Source organism: uncultured Chitinophaga sp. (assembly GCF_902168175.1).
In the GTDB taxonomy this organism is placed as follows: Bacteria; Bacteroidota; Bacteroidia; order Chitinophagales; family Chitinophagaceae; genus Chitinophaga.
Genome location: NZ_CABHOU010000095.1, coordinates 51,923 through 72,013 on the forward strand (window position 1 = coordinate 51,923; position 20,091 = coordinate 72,013).

The 20,091-nt window shown below is 46.5% G+C and carries 21 protein-coding genes; 17 read left to right on the plus strand and 4 right to left on the minus strand.

Features of this window, described 5'->3' with window-relative positions; genetic code table 11:
• Positions 1-69: 69 nt before the first annotated feature.
• From cyoE to QZT80_RS21465, 7 genes are all read left to right on the plus strand, one after another.
• Positions 70-954 carry a heme o synthase gene (cyoE, locus tag QZT80_RS21435; RefSeq protein ID WP_295127013.1) on the plus strand — a complete coding sequence of 295 codons (885 nt, stop codon included), beginning with the start codon at positions 70-72 and terminating at the stop codon, positions 952-954.
• A gap of 12 nt (positions 955-966) precedes the next feature.
• Positions 967-1,530 (plus strand): cytochrome c oxidase subunit 3, encoded by a 564-nt coding sequence (locus tag QZT80_RS21440; protein ID WP_295127016.1) that lies wholly within the window; start codon positions 967-969, stop codon positions 1,528-1,530.
• 44 nt (positions 1,531-1,574) lie between these two features.
• Positions 1,575-2,252 (plus strand): cytochrome c oxidase subunit 3, encoded by a 678-nt coding sequence (locus QZT80_RS21445; RefSeq protein WP_295127019.1) that lies wholly within the window; start codon positions 1,575-1,577, stop codon positions 2,250-2,252.
• A gap of 62 nt (positions 2,253-2,314) precedes the next feature.
• Positions 2,315-2,710: a cytochrome C oxidase subunit IV family protein gene (locus tag QZT80_RS21450; RefSeq protein WP_295127022.1), complete on the plus strand. Its 396-nt coding sequence runs from the start codon at positions 2,315-2,317 to the stop codon at positions 2,708-2,710.
• Positions 2,711-2,869: 159 nt separating this feature from the next.
• Positions 2,870-3,463: an SCO family protein gene (locus tag QZT80_RS21455; RefSeq protein WP_295127025.1), complete on the plus strand. Its 594-nt coding sequence runs from the start codon at positions 2,870-2,872 to the stop codon at positions 3,461-3,463.
• 51 nt (positions 3,464-3,514) lie between these two features.
• Entirely contained in the window at positions 3,515-4,078 is a 564-nt protein-coding gene (locus tag QZT80_RS21460; protein ID WP_295127028.1) for a DUF420 domain-containing protein, read from the plus strand.
• Between the two features lie 18 nt (positions 4,079-4,096).
• Positions 4,097-4,327: a hypothetical protein gene (locus QZT80_RS21465; RefSeq protein WP_295127031.1), complete on the plus strand. Its 231-nt coding sequence runs from the start codon at positions 4,097-4,099 to the stop codon at positions 4,325-4,327.
• Here the strand turns inward: QZT80_RS21465 and QZT80_RS21470 are convergent.
• Complete coding sequence (locus QZT80_RS21470) at positions 4,324-4,908, minus strand: MarR family winged helix-turn-helix transcriptional regulator (RefSeq protein ID WP_295127033.1); 585 nt, start codon at positions 4,906-4,908, stop codon at positions 4,324-4,326. The two genes, QZT80_RS21465 and QZT80_RS21470, sit on opposite strands and share 4 nt — an antisense overlap.
• Before the next feature lie 338 nt (positions 4,909-5,246).
• On the opposite strand from QZT80_RS21470, the gene QZT80_RS21475 reads away from it, so the two are divergent.
• A complete protein-coding gene (locus QZT80_RS21475; protein ID WP_295127036.1) occupies positions 5,247-6,596 on the plus strand; it encodes a chloride channel protein in 1,350 nt (449 codons plus the stop codon).
• On the opposite strand, the gene QZT80_RS21480 is transcribed toward QZT80_RS21475, so the two are convergent.
• Entirely contained in the window at positions 6,568-6,888 is a 321-nt protein-coding gene (locus tag QZT80_RS21480; RefSeq protein WP_295127038.1) for a multidrug efflux SMR transporter, read from the minus strand. The two genes, QZT80_RS21475 and QZT80_RS21480, sit on opposite strands and share 29 nt — an antisense overlap.
• A 246-nt stretch (positions 6,889-7,134) precedes the next feature.
• Entirely contained in the window at positions 7,135-8,043 is a 909-nt protein-coding gene (meaB, locus tag QZT80_RS21485; RefSeq protein WP_295127041.1) for a methylmalonyl Co-A mutase-associated GTPase MeaB, read from the minus strand.
• A gap of 92 nt (positions 8,044-8,135) precedes the next feature.
• Between meaB and QZT80_RS21490 the strand changes: the two genes are divergently transcribed.
• The 7 genes from QZT80_RS21490 (at position 8,136) to QZT80_RS21520 (ending at position 16,147) form a co-directional block, all read left to right on the plus strand.
• On the plus strand, positions 8,136-9,011 hold the full coding sequence (locus tag QZT80_RS21490; RefSeq protein WP_295127044.1) for a glycosyltransferase family 2 protein: 876 nt from the start codon (positions 8,136-8,138) through the stop codon (positions 9,009-9,011).
• 26 nt (positions 9,012-9,037) lie between these two features.
• Positions 9,038-9,673: an LON peptidase substrate-binding domain-containing protein gene (locus tag QZT80_RS21495; protein WP_295127047.1), complete on the plus strand. Its 636-nt coding sequence runs from the start codon at positions 9,038-9,040 to the stop codon at positions 9,671-9,673.
• Positions 9,674-9,680: 7 nt separating this feature from the next.
• Positions 9,681-10,418, plus strand: a complete 738-nt coding sequence (locus QZT80_RS21500; RefSeq protein ID WP_295127050.1) for a type III pantothenate kinase — start codon at positions 9,681-9,683, stop codon at positions 10,416-10,418.
• Positions 10,419-10,431: 13 nt separating this feature from the next.
• Complete coding sequence (locus QZT80_RS21505; protein ID WP_295127053.1) at positions 10,432-11,694, plus strand: hypothetical protein; 1,263 nt, start codon at positions 10,432-10,434, stop codon at positions 11,692-11,694.
• A gap of 81 nt (positions 11,695-11,775) precedes the next feature.
• Positions 11,776-12,300: an LPS export ABC transporter periplasmic protein LptC gene (lptC, locus tag QZT80_RS21510; protein ID WP_295127056.1), complete on the plus strand. Its 525-nt coding sequence runs from the start codon at positions 11,776-11,778 to the stop codon at positions 12,298-12,300.
• A gap of 408 nt (positions 12,301-12,708) precedes the next feature.
• Positions 12,709-13,047, plus strand: a complete 339-nt coding sequence (locus QZT80_RS21515) for a tRNA-binding protein (RefSeq protein WP_295127059.1) — start codon at positions 12,709-12,711, stop codon at positions 13,045-13,047.
• A 958-nt stretch (positions 13,048-14,005) separates the two neighbouring features.
• Entirely contained in the window at positions 14,006-16,147 is a 2,142-nt protein-coding gene (locus QZT80_RS21520) for a S9 family peptidase (protein ID WP_295127062.1), read from the plus strand.
• Positions 16,148-16,212: 65 nt separating this feature from the next.
• Here the strand turns inward: QZT80_RS21520 and lysS are convergent, their stop codons facing one another.
• A complete protein-coding gene (gene lysS, locus QZT80_RS21525) occupies positions 16,213-17,736 on the minus strand; it encodes a lysine--tRNA ligase (RefSeq protein ID WP_295127065.1) in 1,524 nt (507 codons plus the stop codon).
• A 716-nt stretch (positions 17,737-18,452) separates the two neighbouring features.
• Between lysS and QZT80_RS21530 the strand changes: the two genes are divergently transcribed.
• Both QZT80_RS21530 and QZT80_RS21535 read left to right on the plus strand, forming a co-directional pair.
• Complete coding sequence (locus tag QZT80_RS21530) at positions 18,453-19,286, plus strand: universal stress protein (protein ID WP_295127067.1); 834 nt, start codon at positions 18,453-18,455, stop codon at positions 19,284-19,286.
• A gap of 22 nt (positions 19,287-19,308) precedes the next feature.
• Entirely contained in the window at positions 19,309-20,043 is a 735-nt protein-coding gene (locus tag QZT80_RS21535; protein WP_295127070.1) for a DUF4197 domain-containing protein, read from the plus strand.
• The last annotated feature ends 48 nt before the right edge of the window (positions 20,044-20,091 follow it).

Consider the following 20,091-nt stretch of genomic DNA (forward strand, 5'->3'; position numbering starts at 1 on the left):
GGGGCCGCAGTTTAAAACAGTTGCGGTTCGAGGATAGCAAAATCAATGGTTCAAGAAAATTCCATAAAGTTGTCGACTTCATATGCATTAGCAAGCAGGGTGAGGGATTACTTCCAGCTAATGAAGTTTACCCTTACGTTTATGGTAGTTTTCTCCAGCGTAGTAGGTTATCTGTTAGTGCCTGGCATAACGTTTAATGAAGTAGGCTGGGTTAAAGTTCTTTTATTATTTACAGGTGGAGTATTGGTTTCGGGTGCTGCAAGCACCATTAACCAGATATTGGAAAGAGACACAGATAAACTGATGGCCCGTACGGCTACCCGCCCCCTGCCAGCCGGCAGGATCACGGTGGGAGAAGCGATAGCGGTGGCCGTTATTTCCGGTGGACTCGGGCTGTTTATTATGGCCTACAATTTTAACTGGTTAAGTGCATCGTTAAGCTTTGCCTCCCTGCTGTTATACGGGTTTGTGTATACGCCCTGGAAAAAATGGAATTCACTGGCAGTGCTGGTGGGCGCTATTCCCGGAGCATTACCACCGTTAATTGGCTGGGCTGCTGGTGCTAACGAACTGAGTGAAGGCGGCTTGGCATTGTTTGCGATACAGTTCCTGTGGCAGTTCCCGCACTTCTGGGCCATCGCCTGGATAGCGCATACGGATTACGCCCGGGCCGGTTTCAAACTGTTGCCTTCCGATAAAGGACCAAGTAAGATGACCGCTTTACAGGCTGCCATGTATGCACTGCTGCTGATCCCTGCGGGACTGGCGCCGTTCATTCTTCAGCTTACCGGTGTGGTTTCGGCCATTATCGTAGTAGGGGCAGGCATATTCTACCTTTATAAAGCGATCGTGTTGTATAGAAAATGTGATGTGCCTTCTGCACGGCAACTTATGTTCAGTTCTTATATTTACCTGACCATTGTAATGCTGGCGCTGTTGGCGGACAAAAGTTAAAACGTGAGGACAATGGCTACAATGAGCGCACAAAAAAATAAAATTCATCCGCATAAATTCTCCCTATGGATAGCCATGGGTAGTATTACGATGATGTTCATCGGTTTTACAAGTGCTTACGTGGTAAAAAGGTCGCAGGCGAACTGGCAGTCATTCGAATTGCCTTCTATCTTCTGGATCTCTACCGCGGTTATACTGGCGAGCAGCCTTACCATTCATTTGGCGGTGCGTCAGTTTAAACAGAGGAACATGAGCCGTTACAAACAGCTTATTACCTTAACAGCAATTTTAGGAGTTCTTTTTACAGTTTGCCAGATACTCGGTTTCGCCGATATGATGAAGCATAACCTGCCACTCGATGGCCCGGTTTCTGCATCCTTTATCTACGTAATCGTAGGCGTTCACATCCTTCACGTACTGGGTGGTGTGGTGACCTTAATGGTAATGTTCGTTCGCGCTTACCGCACCCGTATACGCACCTATAGCAGCGTACCGGTGGAAGTAGCGGCAACTTACTGGCATTTTGTGGACCTGTTATGGATTTACCTGTTGGTATTCCTGAGCCTGGCGAGATAAAACTTATTCAATTAAAAGCGTTTAAAATTCTACAAAAAATACAGATGGATACAACAGTTACAGCGAAGAAAAAATGGTGGGCTGGAGGATATTCTCCCTTCAATGTGAGCTATGGCAAGTTGATGATGTGGTACTTCCTGTTATCAGATGCCTTTACCTTCGGCGCATTACTGATATCATACGGTACCGTTCGTTTCAGCAGCACTTCATGGCCTGACCCGAACCACGTGTTCCATTCATTCCCTTTCATGGGCGATATGAACCTGCCGCTGGTATTCGTGAGCTTGATGACCTTCATCCTGATCATGAGTTCTGTAACCATGGTACTGGCTGTACATGCCGGTCATAACAGGGACAAGAAAGCTGTTGTTAAATGGCTCATCTGGACGATCATTGGTGGTGCTGCTTTCCTCGGTTGCCAGGCATGGGAATGGACGCATCTTTACCATAACAACGCATGGTGGGGTTCCAACCCTTTCGCCAATGCAGACGGTACTGCGGCCATGAACTCTAACTTTACAGATTTCTTCTTTACCATCACAGGCTTCCATGGTTTGCACGTAACTTCAGGCGTGGTGCTGAATATCATCATCCTCTTAAACGTACTGGGCGGTACTTACGAAAAACGCGGCCACTACGAAATGGTGGAAAAAGTAGGCCTTTACTGGCACTTTGTAGACCTGGTTTGGGTATTCGTATTCACCTGTTTCTACCTGCTGTAACCGGCATCTTAACTGGAAATTGATAAATTAATTTAGATAAGAGATTTTAGAAATATTCGATCATGGCACACGTAGATAACACTGCAGAACATAAAAACACCGGCACTGCTCACATCTGGAAAACATTCTGGATCTTGCTGGGTATCACGGTTGTGGAAATCGTTCTGGCCTTTATTCACCTGAGCACAGGTTTCCCTGGTAAACTGTTGTTGAACTCTATCTTCATCGGTCTTACCCTCGTGAAAGCATTTTACATTGTTGCCGAGTTTATGCACCTTGGTCATGAGATCAAAAACCTCATCCTGAGCGTACTGGTTCCTCTGGTGTTTTTCGTTTGGTTCATCATCGCATTCCTTGCTGATGGTGATTCATGGAAAAACATGCGTAAGGACCTTTCACCAGGTAAACCAAGAGTAGAACAGAAGGCTGCTCCTGCACAACATGGTGGCCACCACTAAGAAACGATTATTCTTGTAATTATAAACTACTCAGTCATTAGCAGAAAGGCATTATTAGGAGTTGCGCTAGCCATACTCGTTCCGCTAGCAGGGTACTTGATAGTAGATCATTACAGTAAAAATATAGTATCCATACCTCGGTATTACATACCAGAGCGTGTGGATACTGTTTTTAAGGGCGGTAAGGCTACTTACGATACGGTATTTCACAAGGTGCGCGATTTCGAACTTACCAACCAGTTTGGTCAGAAAGTGAAATTGAGCGACCTGGAAGGCAAGATCGTGGTGGTGGATTTCTTCTTCACCAGTTGCCCTACCATTTGTCCAAAACTTACCACCAATCTTAAATTGCTGCAGAACGCGTTCCTTAAAAACGATACGCTTATACAGATACTCTCCCTCACTGTAGATCCTACCCGCGACACGGTTGCAGCTATCAAACAATATGCAGACAAGTTCCAGATTAATCCGGACAACTGGTTTATACTTACCGGCGACAAAAAGGAGATCTATGACCTGGCGCGTAACGAGTTTTATGTTAGTGTAACACAGGGCGATGGCGGTCCGGACGATTTTGTGCATACCGAAAAATTAGTGCTGCTTGATAAGGACAGGCATATCCGCGGTTACTACAATGGTTTGGATACAACCGCTATTGGCAAACTGGCGGGCGATATAGCCACCATCAATATTGCCAAAGACCATAAGAAACCAGGCTTGTTAAAACGTCTTTTTTCCGGCCAGGACCATTAAGCGATATTAAAATACCCCACAGGCTTTCATCCCGCAACACAAGATATTTTTATGCAGAACAAGAATCTGAACGTTCCTATTGCCATCGTTTCTATTGCCGTGCCCGTATTGGTGGCAATACTGTTCCTGATGCCGCACCCGAATTACCAGCCGGGCTTCGATGTAAGAATACTTCCCTTGTTCCATGCCATCCTTAACTCTGCTACTGCGGTGCTGCTGGCGGCCAGCCTGTACTTTATCAAAAACGGGCATAAAAAGGCGCATAAAGTAGCCAATCTTTCTGCGGTAGGTTTATCTGCAGTATTCCTGTTGTCGTACGTCACCTACCACTTTCTGGCATCCAGCACGCTGTTTGGTGATATGGACCACAATGGTGTGGTAGATGCGGCAGAGAAGGCTGCAGTCGGAGGCACCCGTTACTTCTATTACTTCGTACTGCTCACGCACATATTCCTGGCGGCTATCATTATCCCCTTCGTATTATTCTCCCTGCTTCGCGCGTTTCAGGGCGATGATGCAAGGCACCGCAGAATTTCGCGCATTACCTGGCCCATGTGGTTTTACGTGGCAGTAACCGGCGTAATCGTATACATCATGATTTCTCCTTACTATTAATAGCGTAACTTTGTAAGCATGAAAAGAGTAGCTGTGATAGCGTTAACGGTTTTGCTTGCCACTGGCAACGAACTGGCAGCGCAATGTTCCCTCTGCACCAAAACGGCGCAGCAGCTTGGTGAAGGTCCTGCAAAAGGTTTAAATAATGGTATTCTGATGCTGGCATTTATGCCGCTGGCCATTATCGCTGTACTGGGTTTACGTTGGTACCGTAGTTACCAGCAGGAGCGTAAAAGCCAGCAGGCCTAACGCTTTTTACCGGACGATTTTCCCTCAAGTGCAGGGTAATCCAGTTTCAGATCTTTGTGTTTCAAAGATTGTTTTCCCAGGTTGCGGTGGTTGCCGTTTTTTCCCTTTACTGCATCGTAGCCGCCATTGTTGCTGATACTTTGTGGCGTAATAATTCCCTGGTCATTTAAGTCCTCAAGAACTTTTAAGAGTTGGTCGAGCAATGCAACCTGTTTAGTGGCAGCGATAGTCATTACTGCCTGTTGCATCGGATGCGCAAATTTCTCTGCTTTTCGTGCTACAGATTTTCCCTGGCGGGTGAGGCTCAGGTAATGGCTGCGAGTGTCCGTAGTACTTGCTTTGCGTTGTATAAGTCCTTTGCTTTCAAGCGCTTTCAATGCATCGCTTATCGTGGCCTTCGTCATGTTGAAATAACTGGCCAGGTAAGTCACGGTGCGTTGCGACTCCGGGTAATACAATAGAAAGGTAAGCAGCTGAATTTGAATAGTGCTGCTTATTCCATGATGCTTGGCCTCATTCCATAGCAAAACCCTGAATGCCTGCGACAGTCGTTCCATTGCCGCCACTACCTTACTGGGCATACTGCCAGCTTGGTGATCCGGGTTAAAGATGGATTCTTTTACCATGATAGTAAAGTAGGTTTCGTTGTTTTGTCGATGTCTGTTTAATAGTAATTTTTATGGGCCATACATGCCGCGTGCGGGTAACGTTACCGGCTAAGATAGTCTGAAAAACGGCTAAAAGTACAAAACTTTTTGGTTACAATTATTAGTCCGGAATAAATACGACCCCGCCGTAATCTGCTGCCGTCCTGTATTTGCCACTGTTGCCGTTGTTTGTTATATTTACAAAAGCTTGAATGATAAACAGTTGTTGCCCGCTATAATCGCCCAGGTTAACAACACAGCATAACTAAAACTTGAAGTATTTTTTTTCAAAGTCGCGTAACTGCGGCATTCCATTATCCACAGGTGCAGCGGGTAAAAACACTGCGCCACCACGCGCGTTAACAGGCTACCGCCTCGACAGAGTGCTGTATGTTGCTGTGCTGGCGCTTATTGCGGCTATGTGTACCAGTGGGGTAGCATGGGCAATGTTGTGGCTATTGCGCCTGATAAGCAGCGTTGCGTTTACTGGACAATTTTCATTTGATACTGTAAGGCCGGATAAACATGAACTGGGCGTTTGGGTAATAGGTGTACCAGTTGCAGGTGCATTAATCATACTTGCAATGGAACGTTTATCACTAGCCTTAACAAGACATACTGTTACGGGTAGTCCGCTGCAGCAAAGTAACAGCCAGCGTTTTCTGCAGGTGTTGAAACATTTTCCTTCTATCATAGCAATGGGCACGGGTTCGCCACTTGGGCCCGAAGGTCCGGCCATGGATGCCGGCAGCGCGTTAGGACGTTGGATGGGCGGGCTTTTTGATATATCAGCCAATGAAACAAAAGTATTGATGGTAGCGGCCAGTACATCAGCCGTTGCATTTGTTTTTGGTGCGCCCATAGCGGCTGTAGTGCTTGCGGCAGAATTATGGATGGTTGAATTTTCACTACTTAGTGGTGTGTCGGTGTTGCTGGCAGCCCTTGCTGGTGCAACGTTCCGGCAAATGTTCTGGAGTCCGGCACCACTGTTTGTAATACCTGCTATTACCGAACCACAATTAATAGATTTGTTGTTTTACACGATAGTTGGATTGGTAACAGGTGTGATGGCGGGGTTGTTGGTAAGGGCGGAGGGGCTTGTGCACAGTCTGTTTGCAAGAATGTCGCTAAGGCCTTACTGGTGGCCCGTTATAGGCGCTGTGTTAGTAGGTGTGATAGGTTACTTTGAACCGGCAACATTTGGCCCGGGTTATTACCAGGCGCGCACGATCCTTAATGGCAACATTACTTTTCACCTGGTCATTGTATTAATTGTGTTTAAGTTTCTCTCCTGGTTATTTGCACAAGCCAGTGGCACACCGGGAGGTTCAATATTTCCGCTTATCGTAATGGGAGCGGCTTTGGGTGTGTTACTTACAGCACTGCTACAATTCACGTTCCGTGGCGTAGAGTTAAACGTTTACATCGCCGCCATCATTGGTATGGCTGCTATGTTCGCTGGTGCCTCCCGTGCATGGGTGGCTGCAGTTGTATTTGCGCTGGAAGCAACACGATCGCCCAATGCCTTACTGCCATTGGCGTTAGCCTGTACAGCAGCATACTTCTCCGCGTATCTCTTCCTTAAAAAACAAACTACTCCGACACAAACTTCAGCCCAATAATAGAACCGATCAGCATCGCAAGAAACACCAGCCGCATTACTGTAGCAGGTTCTTTAAATAACAGCATGCCCGCAATAGCAGTGCCCGCAGCACCAATGCCAGTCCATACCGCATAAGATGTACCGATCGGCAAACCATTGTTGATCGCCTTGTTCAGAAAAAAGAAACTCAGTGAAATACAGATGAAGAAAGCGATCGAAGGCCACAGCCTCGTAAAGTTCGCGGAATACTTCAGCGAAATAGTAAAACATACCTCAAACAGTCCCCCGATAAAAAGGAATATCCATGCCATAAACCATGTGATTTAAACAGTAAAATAAATACAGTAAAATAAGATAACAGGGAATTAGCCGCCGTAGTTGAATGCAGCGTAAATGAAGTAGAAGCGGAATATGTTTGTAGTAAACATGAGGCAAAGGTAAGGGTTTTTAAATAAAGGGGGGACGGTCGGAAGTACTACTATCGGGCCGCCGTTGTGTCACTCCCTTCTGCGGCAGTAACTACATTGGGCAATGTTCAGTTTATACCGCATCAGTCATCAACTAAAATAATTTTCCCTCACAAACTTATACAGGTTAAAGCCCCCTTGTTCCAGTACACCCGCAATATCCTGCTGCAACGCTTTTTTATTTACATCCCGCATACGGCGGTGTTGAATAAGCTGGTATGCCTTTTCTGCCATCAGCATCGATTTTCTTACATGGCTGCCCTGCAATTGTTGCTGGTGTTTTTCCAATGCTGCTATCAGCTCATGTACACCCTTCGAATGTGTGGCCACGGTTTTCACCACGGGTATTTCCCAACTGGAAGTTTGGCGGCTATGCGCTAATAAACGGAGGTTCTTTACAAATTCATCTGCATTATCACGGTCGGCTTTGTTTACAACAAACACATCTGCAATTTCCATTAGCCCGGCCTTCATGGTTTGTATTTCATCGCCGGCTTCGGGCACTACTACCACCACGGTGCTGTCGGCAATGCCTGCAATCTCCACTTCACTTTGCCCCACACCTACCGTTTCGATAAACAGGTAATCGAAACCTGCAGCACATATCACGTCACTCACTTCTATCACTTTCGGGCTTAAGCCTCCCAGTGCGCCACGTGTAGCTAATGAACGAATGTATACGTCCGGATTGTTGAAATGCTGGCTCATGCGTATCCGGTCGCCTAACAATGCGCCGAAATTAAACGGGCTGGATGGGTCCACCGCGATGATGGCCACCTTTTTCTGCTGGTCCAGCAGTTCGGAAATGAGCGCGTTCACCAATGTGCTTTTGCCTGCGCCGGGAGGGCCCGTAATACCAACAATACGGGTAGTTGTTGCCGCGGGCAGTTGCTCCAGCAATGCCTCGTACCCTTCCGCTTCGTTCTCCACCAGGGATATGCAGCGGGCCAGCGTTTTTATATGGCCACTTAACAGGCCGTTGATGTATGCAGGCGACATACAACAAATGTAAACGCAAATTCGGTAACCTAAATGCTATTTGGCATTTGAATGTGGTTTTATCATCTTTGTGGACTATATAACTGTCTCCCATGAAAATATCAGGGTTTACCTTTGTGCGTAACGCTGTTAAATACGATTACCCCGTGCTGGAAGCTATCCGTTCTATTTTGCCGCTGTGCGACGAAGTAGTGGTAAGTGTTGGCGATTCTACAGACGGTACCCTGGAACTTATTCAGTCTATCAATTCTCCCAAAATCCGTATTACACATTCCGTTTGGGACGATAGTCTTAAGGAAGGCGGCCGCATCCTGGCCATCGAAACAGATAAAGCGTTCGATGAAGTAGATCCTGCTTCTACCTGGGCTATTTATATACAGGCAGACGAGGTGTTGCACGAGGACGATTACCCGGCCATCAGGGCTGCTATGGAGCAACATGCCGGCAATCCGCAGGTTGAAGGCCTGCTGTTCAAATACCGCCATTTTTTTGGTAGTTACGACTATGTGGGCGACAGCCGCACCTGGTACAAAAACGAGATCCGCATTATACGCGCCGATAAAAACATCCGCTCTTACCGCGACGCACAGGGCTTTCGTAAAGAAGGCCGCAAACTGCGTGTAAAACGGGTAGATGCTACCGTTTCTCATTATGGATGGGTGAAAAGTCCGGAGAAGCAGGCGGTGAAAGTGAACAATGCGCGCAGTCTCTACTATGGTAACGATAAAGAGAAGTATGAAAAGCGGAAAGTAGGTGAGGCGTTTGACTACTCGGTGGTGGATTCGCTGGAACGTTTTACGGGCAGGCATCCGCAATTTATGCAGGAGCGTATTGCCCGTATTAACTGGCAGTTCGAACACGATATTAGCCGCAAACGTTTTGGTTTTAAAGACCGCATCCTGTACTGGGTTGAAAAAAGAACAGGATGGCGCCCCTTCGACTATCGCAACTACGAGATATTGAGGTAAGTCCGTGATTTGCTACCTTTGTCTGTATGACCAATTTCATTCCCATATTTCCGCTGGCTACCGTGGTTTATCCCGGCGAACCGCTGAACCTCCACATCTTTGAGCCCCGCTACAAAGAACTGGTGCGTGAATGTATTGCGGAACAGAAAAATTTCGGTATCCCGGTGGTGATAGACCAGAAAGTAGCCGAGTTTGGTACTGTGGTAGAGGTTTGCAGCCTGGCGCACGAATATGAGAACGGCGAACTGGATATCCGGACTAAAGGCCTGCGCGTGTTCCGTGTACTGGAAGTGGTGCGTGAAATTCCGGGTAAGTTGTACTCCGGCGCTATCGTTAACTATCCCGAAAATGGTTATAAATCGAATGAAAGTCTGCTGAGGCAGGTATTACATGCGGTGCGCGAACTACACAGAATTTTGCAGGTAGATAAAGATTTTAAGAAGGAAGATGAGCAGTTGCTGTCGTACGATATGGCGCACCATGCCGGGCTTTCAATGGAGGAAGAATACGAGTTGCTGCATCTTTTTCATGAACTGCAACGTCTCGAATACCTCAAACGTCATCTCTACAAAGCCATTCCACTAATGGCCCAAATGGAAAAACTCAAAGACAGGGTGAAGCTTAACGGTCATTTCCGCAGTTTGTCTGTCGATAATTTTTAATGCGCCCATGATTAATCTGTGTATAGACCTGGGTAACTCGCGCCTTAAATGCGCCGTTATGCGGGACGGTAAATTACAGGAGGAAGTATTTTTCCTGGAAAACACACTGGAGGAGGAATTAACCGTTCTGCTGGACAAATACGCGCCGCAGGGGGCTATCCTGGCCTCCGTAATTAATCACCCTCCCGCCGTGGAAGCGCTGCTGGCAGGTCGTACGAGGTTCGTGAAACTGGGTCACCAGTTACATTTCCCGGTTAAACTGGCTTACGAAAAGCCCGAAACACTGGGGGTAGATCGTATTGCCCTGGTTTGTGGCGCCAGCCGCAGGTTCCCTGCCAGTCACAACCTGGTAATAGGCACCGGATCGGCCATTACCTATAACTTTTTGCATAAAAACGGGGAATTTATGGGCGGGGGGATTAGTCCCGGTATAGACATGCGGTTTAAGGCCTTACATGCTTTTACCGACAAATTACCCCAGGTGGCTGCTGATGCTCAGTATTCGCTGATCGGCTACAATACGCGCCAGTCTATTCTCAGCGGTGTGCAACAAGGCGCGCTCGAAGAAGTGGATGGCATCATAAACCTGTACCAGGCGCGATACCGGAACTTTAACGTCCTTTTAACAGGGGGAAATTTGGAATTCTTTGCTTCCCGTCTTAAAAATAAGATATTTGCATGCCCTTATCTGTTATATGAGGGTTTAAATTCAATACTAGAAATCAATGCATTGGAAAAAAATTAGCATTATTTGCTGCTTGACTGGGTGTGTCGTAGTAGCGAACGATGTTAAAGCGCAGGAGAATTCTCCTTACTCGCGTTATGGCCTTGGTGATCTGTACAACACACAGCACGTGGTAAACCGCGGTATGGGTGGAGTATCCCAGGCTTACAGCGATTTTCAGTCGGTTAACTTTACGAATCCGGCCAGCTACTCGAACCTGAAATTGGTGACTTATGACGTGGCTTTAGAAGGCGGCGTTAAAAAGATCACAGATAAAGATCAGTCCTTTAGCTCAGGACTTGGAAACCTGGCTTACCTCCAGCTCGGCATTCCCCTCCGTAATAAGTGGGGCGTTGTAGCAGGTTTGAGGCCTATGACCAACGTTTCTTACAACATTACGCGTAGCGAGGAACGCATCTTCTTCGATACCTTACAGATGCCTGTACTTTACCAATACGAGGGTACCGGTGGCGTTTACCAGGCTTACATCGGTTCTGGTTTTGGCTGGAAGGGTATCAGCGTAGGGTTTAATGCAGGGTACATTTTTGGCAACATTCAGAACAGTACCAAGGCAATTTATCCCCTTGAGTCCAATACTTTTCCTTCGCAACATAGCAAACGTACTACCTACCAGAGTTTCTTCTATAACATTGGGCTGCAGTATGAAATTAAGTTGAACAAGGAAACCAGTATGGTGTTGGGTGCTTCCGGTAACTTTGAGCAAAAGCTTAAAGCCCGACGCGAAGTATTGCGCGAAACGCTGTACTACGATGCAGGTTCCAACGACTACGGTACACAGGATACAGTATCCTATACCAGTGGCGACCGCGGAAATATCGTGTACCCGCAGCAGTTTGGTGCAGGTATCATGTTTAAAAAGATAGACAAGTGGCAGTTCGGTGCTGACTTTACCTCCGGTAAATGGTCCGAATACCGCAACTATAAAGAGGCCGATTCTACCCGCGATACCTGGAAGGTGGCAGTAGGTGGCCAGTTTACACCAAACGTATTGGCGCTTAAAGGCTACTGGAACAGGGTAACTTACCGCCTGGGTGGTTACTATGGCCAGGATTACATCAAACTGGGCGGACAGGACATGTCGGCCATGGCTGTAACCTTCGGTGCAGGGTTGCCGGTTAGAAGAATGATGTACTCTAACCAGTTCTCTATTGTGAACCTTTCGTTTGAAATTGGCCGCAGGGGCGATAACAATACGTTGTTAAAAGAGAACTTTTACCGCGTAGGCCTCGGCTTCAGCCTTAGCGACCGCTGGTTCATCAAACAAAAATACGACTAAGGTTTTCCGTTGAAAAAGCTGTTGTTATATACTACTCTGGGCATTTTGCTTTGTAGCTGCGAGAATAAACTCGAGCAGATCATGGCGCTTGATAAAAGCGCTATAGGGGTAGAGGAAGGCTTTGATATTAAAGTGATCATCAGCCAGGCAGGCCATGTAAAGGCTGAGCTTACGGGTCCTTATATGCAACGTCACCTGCAACACCCGGCTTTTGTGGAGTTCTCGAAGGGAATGAAAGTATTGTTCTACGACGATTCCCTGAACCTCACCAGCACCCTTACCGCCAAATACGGCAAGTACTTTGAAAGTAACGGCGATATATTTTTAAGAGACAGTGTTGTGTTTATTAACACGGTAACACATGCCCGCATGGATTGCCACCGTTTGAAATACGATGCCCTTACCCAGAAGTTTTCGTCTGATACCGCCGTACGTTACATCAAAGATGGAGCGCCTATGTTCGGCACATCGTTCGTAAGTAACAGCGACTTCTCGGACATGTCACTCGAAAAAGCCCACGGCGATTTCCAATTCGAGCAACCACTTCCCGCTCCCGATTCAGGAGCAATACCGGTAACGCCTGCACGCGATACCATTCCGAAATAACAGTAGTCATTACTATAACGAAAAAAACCAATCAGTTTAAACTGATTGGTTTTTTCGCTTTAACCTATTTTTTTAATCTAAAATTTCAGTACTAAACGGGCAACAACCATGCCAGCCTCCTCTATGGAAGGCCTTTATTTATAGGCCTGTCAGCCGCATATTGACGTCTAATGCGTTACGGTTAAAATGCTTTATATGCGAGAAATACGTTACTCGTTAAATGCTTGTTAACAGCTGCCAATCCATCGCATTCACCAACTAAAAAAGACATTTCACGAGTTTGGGGTTGACGGGCTGACGCAGCTGCCTACCTTTGTTAAGGTTTTTCATAGGATATGGTTAAAATAACTGAGGGTGGTATTCTTACCGCCCTTTATTTTTTCCCCCCAATACAGTAACTTAACCGCTATGGAAACAATTACATGGAACGACTTTGAGAAGATAGAAATGCGCATAGGCACTATCGTTGCCGTACACCCTTTCCCTAACGCCCGCAATCCCGCTTACCAGCTCGAAATAGACTTTGGCCAGGTAATAGGCATAAAACGTTCGTCGGCACAAATCACGCGTTTATATAACGAGCAGGAACTGATAGGTAAACAAGTAGTTGCAGTGATTAATTTCCCCGTAAAACAAATCGCTAACTTCTTTTCCGAATGCCTGGTGCTTGGCGCCGTTGGCGACGATAAAGAGGTGACTTTATTACAACCTGACCGGGAGGTAAAGAATGGATTACGCGTGTCTTAGTGTGATTAATATTAATTTGATATTAATTATAATGCGTGTTCTCCCCGCTTAAAAAATGACATTTACGAACAAAAACCATACGTTCACGGGAATCGTAAAAAAAACGATATATGTGGACTATATATTTGCATCAGGTTTTTCATAGGATATGGTTAAAATTATTACAAAGGCGGTATTCTTACCGCCTTTTCTATTTCACTTAACCCCATTTTTCCCTCACTCACTTCTTGCTCGCCTAAATCAAATTACATTCGTTGCGTAAATTTAAATACGTGATAGATATACAAGAACATAATTAAGTATTAAATGATGTGTTTTTATATATCATCTAACTTATTGATTGTTAAATTCTTAAAACGAGTGGGAGTTTTCTAAAAGAAGGGCTAAACGTTCATTGGCAGTTTCTCATCGTTCACCAGATAAAATACATCGTTCGCTAGATTCCAAATTAAAGGTGTTTCTAAATTATAGAAATTCGTTCTAGGTTTTTCAATAAAGATATGGTTAAAATTTTTCGGGGCTGTATTCTTGCAGCCCTGTTTTTTTGCCCCTACCTCAAGCTTCTCTGCTTCTCTCAATTCCCAGGCATCATTTATTATACAGGTTAATAGGTGTTTTAATGTTTCCAGATTATATGTTCGAAAATATTAATGTTGATGCTGGCGCATCACTAATACCTTATTGCATAAAAAAAGGGCAGTAAGAGTACTGCCCTACTTATTTCGACCATATCCTATGAAAAACCTATTCAAATTTACATGCTATAAACTCACAACACAGCCCCATTTCTTAATTGCAGGCAATGGTTGCATAACCGGTAGTTTTTTGACAATATCCGGTGGGGGCGGATTGCAGCTTGTAAAGCAGGAGTAACGCCTGTGTAATTATACTTAACAATTTGGCCACGGTTATTTAATTTAGCTGCATTGACAACAAATCAAAATCAACCTGCAGGTATATGAGTATTAAGCTTAACAGATACCCGGTAGCAGTAGCCGGCGTATTACTCCTTTCCCTTGCTATGCCCCGGGCGCATGCACAAACGAAAAAGGAACTTACATTGGATGTTATCCTGAAACAGCCTTCGCTGTTATCCAAACCTTTACCGTTCATCAACAGCTGGCTGGATAAGGACCATTACATTGAGAACCGCCGCGAAGGTGGCAGACTGCAACAATTTAAAGTGAATGCGGCTACCGGTAAGGCAGAAGCTTACACTCCGCCACCCGTTACCGGCCAGTCAGTAAGTGTGCGTAATAACGACGTTTACCTGCAAACGCCCGGCAGCGGTGAAACACAGCTTACTAATACCAGGGAGGAAGAAAAGAACCCCACCCTTTCGCCCGATGGCAAATACGTGGCGTTTACCCGTAACAACAACCTTTATTCAATAGATATTGCTTCTAAAAAGGAGACTCAGTATACTACCGACGGCTCTGACGTGATTTATAACGGATGGGCATCATGGGTATATTACGAGGAAATACTTGGTCGCTCTTCACGTTACAAGGCTTTCTGGTGGAGTAACGACAGCCGAAGCATTGCGTTCATGCGGTTTGACGATACCAAGGTGCCTGTGTTCCCGATTTATAGCCAGGTTGGCCAGCACGGCTACCTCGAAAACACACGTTACCCTAAGTCGGGCGACAATAACCCGGAGGTAAAACTGGGCATTGTACCTGTTACCGGTGGCAACATTACCTGGGCCGACTTCAATCCCCAGGACGATCAATACTTCGGTACCCCCTTCTGGGCGGCCGATGGAAGCCTCTGGCTGCAGTGGATGCCCCGCGGACAAGACAACCTGAAGATTTACTCCGTAGACCCTAAAACAGGCGCTAAAAAGGAAGTATACGACGAAAAGCAAAAGACATGGATCGACTGGTTTAAACCTTTCACTTTCCTGGCTAACAATAAAGGGTTTATTATCCAGAGTGATAAGTCGGGCTGGGACCATTTATACCTGCTGAATATGGACGGTTCGCTGAAAAAGCAACTGACTACGGGCGACTGGCGTGTAAAAGACCTGGTAGAGGTAGATGAGAAAAAACAACTCGTATATTTTACGGCCCGTAAAGAACACTCTACCCGTTACGACCTCTACAAAGTAAGCCTCAACGGCGGCCCTATTACCCGCCTCACCTTCGGCGACTACTCGCACGATGTAAAGGTGGCACCAGGCGGCGGCTACTTCATCACTTCTTACTCAAACATGCGCACGCCCACTAAAATGGCTTTGCTCAATGATAAAGGTAAAGTGGTGCGCGAACTGGGCGATAGCAAAACAGCCGCTATGGACGAATACCAACTCGCGCTGCCTGAATTAAAAACATATAAAACCCGCGACGGTCTCACGCTGCCTATCACTATCGTATGGCCGCTGAACATGGAGCAGGGTAAAAAATACCCCGTCCTTATCAGCATCTACGGCGGCCCCGATGCAGGAACTATTTACGATACCTGGAAACCTTCCTTAATGCCGCAATGGTACGCTAAAGAAGGTCTCATCCAGGTAGTGGTGGATAACCGCGCTGCCGGACATCTTGGTAAAGTGGGTATGAACTACATTCACCGCCAGTTGGGTAAATATGAAATTGAAGATTTTATGGACGCGGCTAACTGGCTCAAAACACAGCCTGGTGTAGATGGCAGCAAAATTTGTATGGTGGGTGGCAGCTATGGCGGTTACATGACCTGCATGGCCCTCACCTACGGCGCAGATGTATTTAACTACGGTATTGCCAGTTACTCCGTAACCGACTGGCACCTGTACGACAGTCATTATACAGAACGCTTCATGGATTCACCAAAGGAAAACCCGGAAGGTTACAAAGCTACTTCGGTTATGACGTATGCTGATAAATATAAAGGCATGCTGCGCATTGTGCATGGCACTATGGATGATAATGTTCACCTGCAAAACAGCATTCAGCTGGTCGATAAACTGGAAGACCTGAATAAACACTTCGAGTTCATGGTATATCCGGGTGAAAGGCATGGCTGGGGCGGCGCTAAGGGCGCACACTCACGTGCCGAAGCGAACCGTTTTTACTACCAGTACCTGCTGGGCAAACCGGTTCCGGAAGCTTTGCTGAAATAATAAGTTGATAAGCATAAAAAATGGCGGCACTGATAAGTGCCGCCATTTTTTTATCTGTATAAAAACTACTCTTTCTCAATACGCATCTGCGGGAAGAACAGTACATCCTGGATAGACGGCTGGTTCGTCATCAGCATGGTCAAACGGTCGATGCCGATACCGATACCGGAGGTTGGCGGCATACCGTATTCCAGTGCGCGCAGGAAGTCGTGGTCGATGAACATCGCTTCGTCGTCGCCGCGTTGTGCCAGGCCAAGCTGCTCTTCGAAACGTTCGCGCTGGTCGATAGGATCGTTCAGCTCGGAGTAGGCGTTGGCAATTTCTTTACCATTTGCCATTAACTCGAAACGCTCTACGAGTCCTGGTTTGCTGCGGTGTTTTTTAGTGAGCGGACTCATTTCAACCGGGTAGTCGGTAATAAAGGTCGGCTGAATGTAGTGGCCTTCGGCTTTGGCGCCAAAAATCTCATCTACCAGTTTGCCTTTACCCATACTTGGTTCTACATGGATACCGAGTGTGCGGCAGGTATCGCGCAGCTGCTCTTCGTTCATGTTGCTGATGTCGATGCCGGTATGTTCCTGGATGGCCTCGTACATGGTTACACGGCGGAAAGGTGCCTTAAAATTGATGATATTATCGCCTACAGGCACTTCGGTAGTACCATGTAACGTAATCGCTATTTTCTCCAGCAGGCTTTCGGTGGTACGCATCATCCACTCGTAATCTTTGTACGCCACGTACATTTCCATTACGGTAAATTCAGGATTATGCGTGCGGTCCATACCCTCATTGCGGAAGTCTTTTGCAAACTCGTACACACCTTCAAAACCACCTACGATCAGGCGTTTCAGGTACAGTTCGTTGGCAATACGCAGGTACAAAGGCATGTCCAGTGTGTTGTGGTGCGTAATGAACGGACGTGCAGCGGCGCCGCCCGGGATAGGCTGGAGGATAGGTGTTTCCACTTCCAGGTAACCCAGGTCGTTATAGAAGTCGCGGATGGTCTTCATTAATTTGGTGCGTTTCACAAATACCTCTTTCACCTGCGGATTAATGATGAGGTCTGCATAACGCTGGCGGTATTTGAACTCGATGTCGGTAACCGCATCGAAAGTTTCACCATCTTTTTCTTTCACCACCGGTAACGGGCGCAACGCTTTCGACAGCAGCTCCAGTTCCCTTACATGGATAGATGTTTCGCCGGTTTTGGTAACAAAGGCATAGCCTTTAATGCCGATGATGTCGCCAATGTCCATCAGTTTCTTGAACACTACATCAAACAGGGTTTTATCCTCACCAGGACAAATATCGTCGCGGCGAATGTAGCCCTGTATGCGGCCGGCGCCGTCCTGGATCTTCACGAAACAGGCTTTACCCATGTCGCGGATGCTCATGATGCGGCCTGCAAGGCACACGTCCTGGAACTGTTCCTTGGTTTCTTCGCTGTACCTGGCCAAAATATCGGTAGACACTGCATTTACCGGGTATTCCGGCGCCGGGTACGGATCGATTCCCAGTTCCTGCAGTTGTTTCAATTTATCCCTGCGTATCTGTTCCTGTTCAGACAGGTTTTGTGTAATTGTGCTCATTGTATGTTAATCAAGCCTGATTTTTAATTTAACGGAGTGCAAAAATAGTCGTTTTCGCCCGTATTATGATAAGGGATTGGGACGGGCATTAGCCCGCTCCCCGGCCGCCGTTGTGTCACTCCCTTCAACTTTTGATACTGAACCGGGCCATTGGCGGTTGCGCAGCTTCCATATTACGCATAACCTTCAGTAAATCAAAATGTTAACACTAACCCTCCTTCCTATTAACCTCCTAAGTAAGATGCTGGCTACCCCGTATGACGATCCTTGCTCCATCTAAGGTGTATTCTAGGTTCATTCTAGGTTCATTGTAGGTTCATTCTAGGTATTTTAGCCTAGAATGAACCTACAATGAACCTTAGATCTACCTAATATGTACGAAGTATTCTATAACGATCCTGCTTAGATGGTGCAGGGATGCCTGAACCTCTCTGCCCAATACCTGTGCTGTTGCTGAAGAGTGCGACGCAACGGCGGTTTAATAGCGGTATTCTGCCGGGCTGCCCCCTAATTTTCCCACTACGCCGATTTAACAAATTTTAACGTTGGAAATCAATGCCCGAGTCCTAGCTTTGAATGTGTACTGATACCTGAAATATCAAATAAATTGTTATTTTTACTAATGTATTGATGTGGTAAGATTATTGCTATTAGATATAATTGAAGATTGACAGCAGAGCATTGGAATTGAACGGAAATTTTAAAAATCAACACCCATGAAGACGATCATTGTACCCACCGATTTTTCTGAAACCGCTTACAACGCAGCCAGGTATGCACTGCAACTGGCTAATCAGCTGGGCGCAGGCCGTATACTCCTGTATCACGCCTACGAATTGATAGTGCCGATTCCCGATTTGCCAACGGCCGTGCCGATGGTGGATATAGATGAGCTGCGCGCGGCGAGTAACGAAGGGTTGGAGACTATGAGAAAAGTACTGGCCGCCGAACTGGCCGCAGGTATTGTGTTGGAAACCCGGGCCGAAAATCATTTGCTGGCCGCTAACCTCGACAATATTTGTAACGAGGAAGGCGCCGGACTGGTAGTAATGGGCATCACCGGTGGGAGCCAGCTGGAAGAGATCCTGGTGGGTTCTAATACGGTCGATGTGGTGAAAAACAGTCGCTACCCGATAGTAGTAGTACCCAATGGAGCTACTTTTAAACCGGTAAGAAGGATCGCTTTTGCCTGCAACCTGAAAAATGTAGTCAAAACCACTCCTATCGAACCATTAAAGAAACTGCTTGACCTGTTTAACGCCGAGCTGCACGTGGTAAATGTAAGCACAGACAATAAACAGAACGACGGCAGCCTTTCTGCAGAAGGCCAGCAACTGGACCAGCTGCTTAAAGGATATAATCCGCAATATCATTTCATAGATAGCAACGGCGTAGTGGACGCCGTTACGGAATTTGCAGAAAGTCACGGTGCAGATATCATTTTAATTGTACCACGCAAACACGGTTTGTTCGAAAGTATTTTCAAACGCAGCCATGCATCCCGTTTCGCATTTCATACCACGATACCGTTACTATCCATACATCAATAGTTATTTAAACCGACATCAAGCTATGCTTAAAAAATCTCTCCTGTTCCTATTTTCCGGCGTCCTGGCAGTACAGGTTTCGCAGGCACAACTGTTAAAGAAAGCCTCGCAGGCATTGAACAAAGCTACCGGCAGCACAACAGGTGCCGGTGTTACCGAAAGCGAAGCCGGCTCGGGCATTAAAGAAGCCCTGGCACAAGGTGTGGCTAATGGTATTTCATTCCTGAACAAAACAGATGGTTTCTACAAAAGTGAATTGTATAAAGTGTTGTTGCCACCAGACGCGGTGAAAGTGGAAAAAACATTACGCAGCCTGGGTATGGGCAGTATGGTGGATAAAGCCATTATGCAAATTAACCGTGGAGCCGAAGAAGCAGTAGGTTCTGCCAAGCCCATTTTCGTAGATGCGATCAAACAAATGAGCATTACCGATGCGCTGAAACTGGTAACCGGCGGCAATACTTCTGCTACCGATTACTTTAAAGGCAAAACTACCGACACACTGCGCGGCGCGTTTAAACCGGTTATCGCTTCATCACTCGAAAAAACAAGCGCTACCCGCTATTACGGCGACCTGGTTACGAAATATAACAGTCTGCCTACTACCATGAACAAGGTAAATCCGAACCTGGACGAATACGTAACAGATATGGCTGTAAAAGCCCTGTTCGACCAGATCGCGAAAGAGGAAGCCAACATCAGGGCTAACCCTGCTGCACAAACTTCTGCCTTGCTTAAAAAGGTGTTTGGTAAATCGTAAACGCTTTACTTTAGATAGAAATGGCCGTTAACGTGTAAGCGTAACGGC